Genomic DNA, 12,135 nt, shown 5'->3' on the forward strand with positions numbered 1-12,135 from the left:
TTGATAGTGAAAAAATTAAATACCCATATTTGAGTAGGTTGTCCTTCTATGCCAGAGGCAAAAAATTCATTCTAATTTCGTTATTTTACGGCGTTATTTTAAAAAGGAGGCTTTGAGGCTGTTTTTATTTTGTATGATATTCGGATTTTTAGGGATAAACTCTTCTTACGCCCAGATTTTCTCGTGGGAAAATCCGAATATTAAGGACAGCTTGAAGGTAGATAGCCTTATTTCTGCTAAGATGAATAAAGATTTCTTCAAGCGGGATACGGTAGATTTTATAAAACATCCTCAAAAGAGAATTATAGATGATGCTGTTCTGATAAAAGCCGATAGGAAAAGGATTTTGGGTGAGCTCACTTCTAAGGGCTCCATTATCCGAGGGCTGAGTTTTGGAAACAATCAAGGTTCGGCAGTGCAGAGCAGTATGGACTTGCAGATTGGTGGCAAGCTCTCCAAAGATGTCTCCATCCTCGCGAGTATTTATGACCACAGCCTCCCTGTACAGGCAGATGGCTATACCCAGACTTTGGAGGATTTTGACAGGATTTTTATTCAGCTCAATATTAAGGACAAGACGATATTAAGAGCAGGGCATATTGACCTTATAGATGATAAAACCTATTTCGGAAAGTACCAGAGGAGGAGCTTGGGCTTGGAGTTCCAGACTGAATTTGGGGAGGAGAACAAGACTTTTACCGACTTGTCGATAGGAGTTGCCCGCTCGGAGTTTCACAGGATGAGGTTTCAAGGGGTGGAGGGCAATCAGGGCCCGTACAGGCTTAGAGGGAAGAATGGGGAGAACTTTATCACGATAATTTCAGGCTCCGAGCAGGTGTTTATCGATGGTATACTGATGAAAAGAGGCGAAGATGCCGACTATATCATCAATTATAATACTGGAGAGCTCAGTTTTACCAGTCTTAGACCTATTTATAAGCAGAATTTCATCAGCGTGTCGTATAATTATACCAACAGGAATTATTCTCGCTTCCTTGTAACTGGAGGGCTCAGGCACGAGAGGGAAAGATTTAAAGGCGGTATCAAATGGTTCCTCGAAACCGATAATAAAAATGCTCCTCTGGCGCTCAACCTAAGTAAAGAAGATGAAAAAATTCTCTCCCTTGCAGGGAATAACACCCAACTGATGTACGCTCCCTCTGCTCGAGAGGCTGAATACGATGTCAATAAAATCCTCTACCGAAAGATAAGCAGCCCACACGGTGATTATTTTGAATTTTCTAATGATAAAAATGAGAAACTCTATGAAGTTTCCTTCAACTACTTTGGGAAGGATAAGGGGGATTATAAACTTATGCAAACCACGAATAACGGCAGGGTATTTCAGTATGTTGGCAAGCAGATGGGGGATTATTCAGCGGTGAGGAAGCTCCCATCGCCAGAACGCAGGCAGGTACTTTCTGTCAATGGGGAGTATCTTTTGGATGATAGCGATGGGAAAATCGGTGCCGATCTCTCTCTTAGCAATTATGATATCAACCTTTTTTCATCTAAGGATAATGACCAGAATACAGGCTATGCGGGGAGGATATTTGCACAGAAAAGTTTCAAAAAAGGAGATTGGACGGGGACTCCCTCATTAGAATTTCAAAGGATAGACGGCAGATTTCACATCCTTGACAGGATAAATGGTGTAGAGTTTTCCAGAGACTTTAATCTCCCGCAGGAGTTTAACCACAAGACCCAAAACCGATTGATTTTTAGCTTTGATAATCGCTGGAGTGGCCAGTCGTTTATTAATTATAAGCTCAATTACCTTAGCGAAAAGGCGTCGTATACTGGGATTAAAAATGATATAGACTTCGTATGGGAGAAGGGGCGAATACTTACCCAAGGGAAGATCTCCTACCTCAATACCAAAGGTGCGGAGGAGCAGACGAATTTCATCAGAGGGAGTGTAGAATCACAGCTCAAAGGTGATAAAGGGAGCTGGTCAATCGGGGGGAGTATGGAGCATAATCTTAGGAGAATTGAAGCAATTGGAGGCTATGAGGCAAACAGTTTTAGCTGGAAGGAGGTCTTTCTTCAAAAGAAAATCGGTGATACTGCCCGTACGAAGCTCCTTGCAAAAATTTATTTCAGGGATAATGATTCTATACAGGGCAATCGCTTGCAGAATTTCAATCACATCCTCGGTTTGGAGGCAGAAGCAAAGCTCATTAAAACCGAAAAAACGGAGCTCAGCACTGCATTGCATTACCGAAAGTTTTTCTATCAAAATGGTGGAGATGGAAGCAGGCACCAGGACTTTATACTCGGGAATATCAGCTATAATCAGCAATTATTTTCTGGTGGTTTGCGCTTTCAGACGCTCTATGAGCTCGGCAATGGGCAGGAGGCACAGCGCGCCTTCCAATATATAAAGGTTACCGATGGGCAGGGCGTCTATAAATGGACGGATTATAATGGCGATGGCATACAACAGCTCGATGAGTTTGAAATCGCAGAGTACTCCGACCTTGCCCAGTACATCAGGGTGTATACTGACTCGGTGCGCTACCTTCCGAGCAATAAAAACAGATTGCAGTTCTCCGTTTTTCTTAATCCACATCAAGTTTTTTATTCAGAAAACCCCTTCTTAAAACGGTGGAATTTTAATTTTTCCTTTTCGGTGGATAATTCCTTCCTGAAAAATAACAAAACAGTGGCTTTTAATCCTTTCGAGAGGGGAGATATAATGCGCAGCCAGAACTTGCTCGCCTCTGCTACCTTTAATTCTAATGAGAAATCAGGCTGGAGTGGTAGCTACAGATTTACCGATAATCAGAATCTTATCAATGCCAATTTTAGCATAGAAGACAGTCATAGAGCAGGGCATTTCCTCAATATAGGCTATCGATTTAATGAATATTTAAAAGCCGATTGGGAGAATAAATTGGGAAAAAGCACCCATTTCTCTCAGATTTTTGCCACCCGAAATTATAAAATCAGCATCATAGAGACCCGACCAAAAGCTACCTACCAACTTAGCCAAAACACAGAGGCAGAGCTTTCTGCAGCCTATATCAACAAGAATAGAACAGATGGCGAGGAGCATCTCCGCAGCTTTGATTTTACAGGTGCTGTGCTATGGACGACGCAAAAGACCAGTTTGAGGGGCAGTTTTTCGCTTATCAATAATTACTTTACAGGCAATAGCTTTTCAGTTGTGGCAAATCAAATGCTCGATGGGCTAAAAGCCGGTACCAACAAGGTCTGGAGCCTCCACTTTCATCAAGCCATTACCTCCATTATCTCTCTTAGTATCGGCTACGAGGGCAGAATGCACGACGACCGCACCATACACACAGGTTCTATGCAGCTCAAAGCAAATTTTTAAGAGGGACTGGCATCGCCCCTTTTTTTAGGTGATATCGCCTTTCTATTATAATAATTTGCTGGACAATTTGTCCAAATAATCCTTACTTTTGCCGCCGAAATGAAACTTCAGAGAAACTAATGAAAAAAATAGTTGATATACTTATTTCTACCCGCACTATGGCGGTATTGCTTGTGGTGTATGCCGTAGCGATGGCGTATGCTACTTTTGTGGAGAATGACTACGGCACACCCGCCGCCAAAGCCTATATCTACGAGGCAAAATGGTTTGAGTTAGTGATGCTGCTGCTCATCATTAACTTCATCGGTAATATCGAGAGGTACAGGCTGTGGAGGAGAGAAAAATGGTCGGTCCTTGCGTTTCACCTCGCTTTTGCTCTTATTTTTATCGGTGGGGCGATTACTCGATACATCAGCTTCGAGGGGATAATGCTCATCAGAGAAAAGGAAATGTCTAATGAAATTATTAGCGATAAATCTTTCTTCAAGATACAAATAGAGGAGAATGGCGACAGGCTGAATTATCGGGACATTCCTTTTTTATTTGCATCGGATAAGCCGCTTATCGCGAAGCTCATTCCGCATCGTTTCAAGGCAATTTATGATTTCAATGATAAAAAAATCAGTGTACAGCAGGTGGATTTCATTCAGAGAAAAAAAGACAGCCTTATTGCGGATAAAAACGGTGAGGAGTACCTCCACTTTGTGATAGCAGGCGAAGCAGGAAGGGAGAATTATTATCTGAAATCTGGCGAAGCAAAGAATATTTCAGGGATGCTGGTGAGCTTTAATCGTGCGATTGATGGAGCGGTTGAGTTTAAGAAAGAAGGAGCAGATTTATACATAAAAACCCCTGTAGATGCCTCTTACCTTACGATGGCTACACAGCAAACTACCGAGATTAAAAAAGATGAAGCGCAGCCTCTTGCACTCAAAAGCCTCTATACGATTGCCAACCTTAGAATCGTAGTGCCAGATGGTTTAAAACGCGGGAAACTCAAATCCTTTGAGGGTGATAAAACCAAAGAGCAGCATCTCCCCGATATATTAAAATTAGAGGTGAAAGGTCCTCAAACTACCCAGCAGGTAGAATTATTGGTGGAAAAGGGCAACCCTAATCTCTTTAAACAAATCAACCTCGATGGGATGAACATAATGCTCGGGGTAGGTCCAAAAGTATATACGACGCCTTTCCACCTTCGGTTGGATGACTTTGTGATGGAAACTTACCCAGGCAGTACCTCACCGAGTGCCTACGAGAGCCATATACAGATTGTAGATGAAGGCAAAGAAACCCCTTACAGAATTTATATGAATAATGTGCTTAATTATAAAGGTTATCGCTTCTTTCAATCGGGCTTTGACCCCGATAGGCAGGGGACGAGGCTCTCAGTGAACCACGACTGGTGGGGTACACTGATTACTTACATCGGTTATACTGTGCTTTTCTTGGGAATGTTCGTGTCTTTCTTCTGGAAAGGCTCGCACTTCTGGAATCTCAGTGCTACACTTAAAAAGATGAGCACGAATAAGAATTTAGCCATCGCTCTGCTAATGCTTCCATTTGGTTTTAATGCTTTGGCACAAGGGAATTCTACGGCTTCGGCTTCCTCAATGCAGAAGATAAAATACATCTCGCCAGACCAGATTATCGCAAAGACGAATATCTCCAAAGCACACGCGGATAAGTTTGGCTACCTATTGGTGCAAAATTTTGAGGGGAGAATAGTCCCTGTAAATACTCAAGCATTGGAGGTTTTAAGGAAACTCTATAAGAGGGATAAGTTCAGAGGCTCGGAGGGGCAATCGCTCGATGCAAATCAATGGTTCCTCGCCATAAATACCGATACCGAAAGCTGGACGATGGTGCCACTCATAAAAGTAGGGACCAAAGGCGGTGAGCTCCTCAAAACAAAGACAAAAGCAAATGATGAGGGATATACCTCGCTGATGAACCTCTTCCCCGTAAATCCCCAAACAGGAAAGCTAACCTATATATTAGAGGAAGATTTTAATACGGCCTTTGCTAAGAAACCTTCCGAGCAGTCTAATTATGACAAGGAAGTGATTTCTGTGAATGAGAGAGTACAGATTTTTAATGAATTTTTCTCTGGTCAGTTCGTGAGAATCGTTCCTGTGAAAAACGATCCAAACCATACTTGGAACTCTTGGCTCAATTCTAATTTTGAACCCGATGAAGAAGCGCAGAAGATTCTCGGACCTTATTTCTACTCTGTAATTCAAGCACAGAAGTCGGGCAACTGGGTAGCAGCAGATGCCGAGCTAAAAAAACTCTCCGAGTACCAGCAAACTTGGGGTAAAAGTGTAGTGCCTTCTAAGAATAAAGTAGAGGTAGAGGTCTTTATGAATAAGGTGAATATCAATTTTGTTCTGATGATATTCTATTCCGTTATCGGAGGACTACTCACATTACTCGGCTTTATAGAACTTTTTAAACCGAATAAAATCCTCAATAAGGCGATTAAAACCCTCATTGCTATAGGCTGTATAGGTTATGTCTTACAGTTTTTCGGTTTGGTAGGCAGGTGGTATATCTCCGGGCACGCCCCTTGGAGCAACGGCTATGAGGCAATTGTCTTTATCTCTTGGGTGGGTATTAGTGCTGGACTTTTCCTCTATAAAAACTCTAATGCGCTTATTCCCGCATCTGGATTTATGGTTGCGGTTCTTATGATGGGCTTTGCACACGGTGGTTCTGCATTAGACCCTCAGATTACGCCCCTTGTTCCTGTACTGAAATCTTATTGGCTCATCATTCACGTGGCGATTATTACTGCTAGCTATGGTTTCTTTGGGCTTTCGTTTGTTATTTCGGTGATCTGCCTTTTATTTTACATCCTTGCAGGCAAAGATTTGTTTAAATATCATAACAACAGGAGTATTAAGGAGCTTACGATTGTTTCTGAAATGTCGCTCACCATTGGGCTTTTTGCTCTTACGATGGGTACTTTTATTGGAGGGATTTGGGCTAATGAATCTTGGGGACGCTATTGGAGTTGGGACCCAAAAGAAACTTGGGCATTCATTTCTGTGATGGTTTATGCTCTTGTGATTCACCTAAGGCTTGTTCCAGGGCTTAGAGGGAGGTGGCTGTTTCACTCTGCATCTATGTTTGCTATTTCTTCGGTGATTATGACTTATTTCGGGGTAAATTACTACCTCAGTGGCTTGCATTCCTATGCAGCGGGAGACCCTGTACCAGTACCTGTTTGGGTATATATTGGCTCTGGGGTTATGCTGCTACTTTCGGTGCTTTCTTTCTTTAAAGTAAAGCGCTTGGAGAATAAAAAATAATCCCTATATTTGTGCCCAATGAATGCAAATGTATTTTTTAATGAATTTTTAGAAGGCAGGCTCTGCCGAGAAATATAATTTATATTAGCGAAGTCTTTTTTGGGCTTCGCTTTTTTTTGAAACTAAACACTTAAATGATATGCTTACAATTTCAGATTTAACTAAGGAACAAATTCTACAAATCCTTGATGATGCTATTGATTTTTCAAAAGGTAAGGAGCTTAAAGTGAAAGGTCAGGTCTTTGCTGCCAATCTTTTCTTTGAAGACAGTACCAGAACCAAAACCAGTTTTAATGTTGCTGAGCGCCGTCTCGGTTTGGATGTTATCCCTTTTGATGCTACTACAAGCTCTGTAAATAAAGGCGAAAGCCTCTATGATACAGTAAAAACTTTGGAGAGCATAGGTGTTAAATTATTTGTTATCAGGCATAGAAAGAACGAATATTATAAAGAATTATCATCTATAAATGGAGCTATTGTCAATGGTGGTGATGGTACGGGTAATCACCCTTCTCAGTGTATGCTGGATTTGCTTACAATTTATCAGGAGTATGGCAAGTTTGAAGGGCTTAAAGTAGGTATCGTAGGAGATGTAAAACACAGCCGTGTAGCCAATTCCGATGCTGAAGCTCTCAGAAAATTAGGTGCTAAGGTCTATTTCTCTGGACCTTCTGCTTGGTTTGATGAGGGGGCAATTATCAACGGAACTTTCCTTCAACTCGACCAGCTGATTAAGGAGGTAGATGTACTCATCCTTCTAAGAATACAGCACGAGAGACACGATGAGCGAATGGAGCTCTCCCTCTCCAGCTACCACAGAAGATATGGGCTTACTCCCGAGAGAGAGAAGCATCTGAAACCTACGGCTATCATTATGCACCCGGCACCTATCAATAGAAATGTAGAAATTGCCGATGAGCTTGTAGAAAGTCCTAAATCCAGAATATTTAAACAAATGGAAAATGGCGTTTATGCCCGTATGGCGATTATCAAGGCTGCTTTGGAGAAAATCGGTGTAGAATTTAACTAATCCCAATATAATAAAAAGAAAAAATGAATAAGAAACTCATATTAGAATCAGGAGAAGTCTTCTATGGCGAGGGCTTTGGTGCAGATATAGATACGGCTGGCGAGGTGGTTTTTAATACGGGGATGACGGGCTACCAGGAGCTCATCTCAGACCCGTCATATTGTGGGCAAATCGTGTGTATGACCTATCCGCTTATTGGGAATTATGGGATTAACCGAGATGATTACGAGAGTATAGAGCCTGCTATAAAAGGGCTTATTGTGAAAGAGCTCTGCGACTTGCCATCTAACTTCCGCTCACAGCTTAGCCTTGATGAGCTCTTCAAAAAGAAAAACCTCTCAGGGATTTCGGGCATAGACACCCGCAAGCTCACCCGATTGCTTCGTAGCAAGGGTGCAGTTAAAGGCAAAATCGTCTCATCCGAAGCGGATGATGCTACTGTTATTGCTGAACTTAGAGCTACTTCTTTCCCTACGGATCAGATTGCGCGGGTTTCTACCAAAACGTCTTATGCCAACCCTGGTAGAGGTTTCAAAGTGGTACTGATAGACTTCGGAGCTAAGCTCGGTATTATCAGAGAGCTCTCCCAGAGAAACTGTGACATCACTGTGGTTTCCCACAATATCACTGCCGAAGAAATCCTGCTGATATCCCCAGATGGCATTATGCTTTCTAATGGACCTGGCGACCCTCAGGATGTTCCTCACGCTCACGAAACCGTGAGAAAGCTACTCGGTAAAATCCCTATTTTCGGCATTTGTATGGGGCATCAAGTAATCGGTCTTGCGTGTGGTGCAAAGACTTTTAAACTTAAATTTGGGCATCGCGGAGGCAATCATCCCGTTCTTGATTTAAAAGCTAATAAAGTTTCCATCACTTCTCAGAATCACGGTTATGCCATTGACCAGGAGAGCTTGAAACATACCGACCTTGTGGAAACCCACATTGCACTCAACGATGGCACTAATGAGGGCGTACGCCATAAGATTCATCCGTGTTTTTCCGTTCAGTATCACCCAGAGGCAAGCCCTGGTCCAGAAGATGCCAACTACCTCTTTGATGACTTCATCCAAATGATGGAGGATTTTAAGAAAAAGAGCTTACCTTATTTATAAAATTGAAATGAAAAATTTATTTTCAATACTCGGGGTATTCATATTTAGCATAACTTTCGCACAGAAGAATGCACCTGATTTTATAGACTGTTATAGGGATAAAGGAACAAATTTCTGCCTCAAAAAAGACAAAACTTTTTTAGTCGTAGGCTTTGGGACTTTCATTACGGGAACTTGGGAGCTTAAAGAAATCCAAACTAAAAAGAAGATAAAAAATCAGAAATTCATTGAGCTCACTCCCTACCGTCCAGAGCTTCCATTTTCTGTTTTTGGGCGAAAAAATCCTAACATAAAAACAGGGTATCAAATTAAATACAGTACTACCGACAAAGAAATGATTTCCGATAGCGTTTATATCGGTGGCTCATTGTCTCAAATGCAGGCATTTTACAACCCTTCACCTAATTGTTTCAGTAGCACTAAGGATACTTATAAAGGCAAAAACCTACCAAAAGAATTCATCTTGGCTGACTTAAATACTCACGAATTGAGGTACTCCGAAAAAAGTGAGGTAAAATACACCGACCAGTTTTCATTTCAAACGGATGGTTATAATGATTTTATAATAGACTATATGCCGGCAGATGATAAAAACTCTGGGATTTTTCGATTTCCAATAGGGGCAAAGGGTATTATAAATCTCGATGGAAAACCATTAGAAAAACAAGAAACATTCTCTGAAGATGACCTTGAATTTCTAAAAAAAGCTCCCACACAAAATTTCTATTTAGATGAAAACTTTAGAATAGAGCTCATCGATGAAATACTATTCCCAAAAGAATTCTCTTACTCACAATACGAGCGCCAACTCGATGAGAAGAAGAATGGAAAATACAAAAAAATCCCTCTTAAACACTCTCTTCTACAAGATTTCAAGCCTTTAAAAACTACTCTCTTTCACGCCGAATGCGAAGGAGAATCTAAAAATTTAAAAAGAAAAATATACTCAGGAGAATAGGAATAATACGGTACAGTTTTCCATAAGATTTCAAACCTTTAAAAACTGCACTTTTTCAGACAGACTGAGGTCATCAATTACCTTTATGTAGTAATTAATATTCCGATTAATAGACCTTATAAATCACTATCACTTATATTTAAGATTATATTTTTTCATAAATAATTTTATTTTTGCAAAAAGTATATGAAATATGAAGGATAAATTTCTATTATTTATTTTAGCTACAATTAGTAGCTTTTTCTATGCACAGTCTCCCTATGATGGTAAAGTAGGCATTAATACTGAGCAGTCTACTGAAGTCTTAGATGTAGACGGGAATATTAGAGCAAGACAACTCCCTGATAAAACAGGTGATGCTGATTATTCAAGAGCTGTTGTTGCCAAAGCCGATGGTACTCTTGCTTATAGTACGGGGGTGTCTCGTGTTTCTATAAACTTGCAGAGTCATAAAGCTAATGGCCTTCATTTTAGAACATCTACAGCAATGGAAGGAAATGGGGGTGACGCCAGTAAGTCTCCTAATTATTTAATATTTGGTAATAAAGGGGAAGGGATTAAACCAGAGTCTTCAGGAACTTTTACATATAAAAATACCCAATTTTCTGCTCAGGCAGGTGAGCTCATTAGGATTTCAGCGAATACCATTTTTGCCATATATAGAAATACATCCTCCAATAGCCAAACTCCCCTTGCGAGTATTTCTGCTAATGGAGACCGCCAGGTAGTCCTCACACTTTATTTATATAAAGGAAATACCCTCCTTAAAAAAACAAAGCAAATCATCGCTTTTAATGGGGTAAAAGATGATACTAGCGTCTATGATTACACCTATACCCAATACATTTCCTTAGATTATTTAGCTACTACTCTTAGATTGTAATTCAAAGGGGCTATTTTCTTACAAGGGAATAGCCTTTATTAAAAAATATGAACTTTAAGATAAACTTATATGCAGAGAAAAAAGGACTATGGTCATATATACTAAAAAAGTATATATTGCCAACTCTATTTCTTATTTTTATTCCTGTTATTCTCCTTTTTTTATTAGTTCTCTTTATTTTCTATATTCCAAAGTGGCTTTTTGGAAAGAATGAAAATGTTGATTATGAAGAGGAAGATTTTACTCCTTTTTTTCAGAATAAGCATATCCGTATAGAAAAACATTTTTTATCAGATAATGAAAAATCAGAAATAGAATTCTCTGATTTTGATATGGTAGACAATGATTTAGAATGTATTTTTCAGTTTAGATCAGACCCTCCTTTGGATTTATTTAAGGACAGATATTTTTATACATATCACGAGTTGGAATATGGAATTTTCTTTATTTCATACCCTCTTATGGAGCAAGAGGAAATGCAACTTTGGTACTTGAATACATATAGCTTACAATATCATATTGTCACTCATATGCCAGTTGCTGAGTGGCAGATTGCTCAGGAAGACTCGAAAACTATTCTTCGAGCCAATGGACTTATTAATGATACTTTTATAGAATTGGAACCCCAATAAATATTTTATATGCTCCGCTCTCTCCTCTTTTTTTCTTTTCTATTTCTCTCTGCTCTTGCTTTTTCTCAGGAGGAGGATTTCCTTAATGCCGATAACCCAAGCCAGAGCGAAGACCCCTACATCCTCCCCAAAAATCTCTTTCATATAGAGAATGCTTTTACTTTTAGTGAATCTTCATATTCCGATAATCTTGCCTTTCGTTATGGCGTTGGAAGTGGGGTAGAGCTAAAACTTTCTGCAGATTTTTCCTTTCAGAAATCCTCCACCGAGGTAGATGCCATTACCCTCACGGCCAAGTATGGCGTTACTGAGCAACGTGGGTTGCTACCCGCCATCAGCCTTTTTGCCAATCTACAATACGAGCCACAAAACGCCGAAAAATACTCCACCGATTTCCTTATTGTTACGAAGCATGCCCTCTCTTCGAGGTTCTCTTTGGGCACTAATTTCGGTGCTGATGCCCATTTTTCTCAGTACGATATGGTTACTGAGCTCAGCTTTTCCCTCTCGAAAAGAATCAACCTCCTCACCGAATATTTTGCTACTTTTTCTAATGGCTCTGCTCCCAGTCATAATATCGATTTAGGGCTTGCCTACATTTTCAAGCCGGATATACAGTTTGATTTTCTCATTGCTCAGCCTATCTTTTCACCTTATTCAGAACCTTTTTTATCTGTTGGAGTCTCCTATCGTGGCAGATTTAAAAAGTCTTCCGAGCTCTATACTCATAGATTAAAATCTCATTTTTAACGGGTTTTCTTATATCACGGCAAGGTAATTTTTCTTTATAGAAAACATAAGCAATATAATCTCTAAAATCAATATATTTGCTCATCCTAAAAACAAGGCTCTCATCAACTGAC

General features: G+C 40.2%; 8 protein-coding genes. All 8 read left to right on the forward strand.

From position 1 onward, the window contains the following. Window positions 1-133: 133 nt before the first annotated feature. Entirely contained in the window at window positions 134-3,340 is a 3,207-nt protein-coding gene (locus tag DBX24_RS08265; protein WP_160224555.1) for a DUF8818 domain-containing protein, read from the forward strand. 119 nt (window positions 3,341-3,459) lie between these two features. Continuing rightward, window positions 3,460-6,654: a cytochrome c biogenesis protein CcsA gene (locus DBX24_RS08270; RefSeq protein ID WP_160224556.1), complete on the forward strand. Its 3,195-nt coding sequence runs from the start codon at window positions 3,460-3,462 to the stop codon at window positions 6,652-6,654. A 139-nt stretch (window positions 6,655-6,793) separates the two neighbouring features. Next, window positions 6,794-7,684, forward strand: a complete 891-nt coding sequence (locus DBX24_RS08275) for an aspartate carbamoyltransferase catalytic subunit (protein WP_120489096.1) — start codon at window positions 6,794-6,796, stop codon at window positions 7,682-7,684. A gap of 23 nt (window positions 7,685-7,707) precedes the next feature. Then, window positions 7,708-8,799: a glutamine-hydrolyzing carbamoyl-phosphate synthase small subunit gene (carA, locus tag DBX24_RS08280; RefSeq protein ID WP_120489095.1), complete on the forward strand. Its 1,092-nt coding sequence runs from the start codon at window positions 7,708-7,710 to the stop codon at window positions 8,797-8,799. Window positions 8,800-8,806: 7 nt separating this feature from the next. Then, window positions 8,807-9,757: a hypothetical protein gene (locus DBX24_RS08285; protein ID WP_120489094.1), complete on the forward strand. Its 951-nt coding sequence runs from the start codon at window positions 8,807-8,809 to the stop codon at window positions 9,755-9,757. Between the two features lie 193 nt (window positions 9,758-9,950). Then, window positions 9,951-10,640, forward strand: coding sequence for a hypothetical protein (locus DBX24_RS08290; protein ID WP_160224557.1), 690 nt, complete (start codon window positions 9,951-9,953; stop codon window positions 10,638-10,640). A 47-nt stretch (window positions 10,641-10,687) separates the two neighbouring features. Further along, window positions 10,688-11,272: a hypothetical protein gene (locus DBX24_RS08295; RefSeq protein WP_160224558.1), complete on the forward strand. Its 585-nt coding sequence runs from the start codon at window positions 10,688-10,690 to the stop codon at window positions 11,270-11,272. Window positions 11,273-11,281: 9 nt separating this feature from the next. After that, a complete protein-coding gene (locus DBX24_RS08300; RefSeq protein WP_160224559.1) occupies window positions 11,282-12,022 on the forward strand; it encodes a transporter in 741 nt (246 codons plus the stop codon). Window positions 12,023-12,135: the final 113 nt, after the last annotated feature.

The organism is Bergeyella cardium (assembly GCF_009914665.1).
Classification (GTDB): Bacteria; Bacteroidota; Bacteroidia; order Flavobacteriales; family Weeksellaceae; genus Bergeyella_A; species Bergeyella_A cardium.

Excerpts from the sequence above, each read along its gene's own strand:
- DBX24_RS08285 (WP_120489094.1), top strand. The coding sequence starts at position 8,807 with ATGAAAAATTTATTTTCAATACTCGGGGTATTCATATTTAGCATAACT.
- DBX24_RS08290 (WP_160224557.1), top strand. The coding sequence starts at position 9,951 with ATGAAGGATAAATTTCTATTATTTATTTTAGCTACAATTAGTAGCTTT.
- DBX24_RS08265 (WP_160224555.1), top strand. The coding sequence starts at position 134 with ATGATATTCGGATTTTTAGGGATAAACTCTTCTTACGCCCAGATTTTC.
- DBX24_RS08300 (WP_160224559.1), top strand. The coding sequence starts at position 11,282 with ATGCTCCGCTCTCTCCTCTTTTTTTCTTTTCTATTTCTCTCTGCTCTT.
- carA (WP_120489095.1), top strand. The coding sequence starts at position 7,708 with ATGAATAAGAAACTCATATTAGAATCAGGAGAAGTCTTCTATGGCGAG.
- DBX24_RS08270 (WP_160224556.1), top strand. The coding sequence starts at position 3,460 with ATGAAAAAAATAGTTGATATACTTATTTCTACCCGCACTATGGCGGTA.
- DBX24_RS08275 (WP_120489096.1), top strand. The coding sequence starts at position 6,794 with ATGCTTACAATTTCAGATTTAACTAAGGAACAAATTCTACAAATCCTT.
- DBX24_RS08295 (WP_160224558.1), top strand. The coding sequence starts at position 10,688 with ATGAACTTTAAGATAAACTTATATGCAGAGAAAAAAGGACTATGGTCA.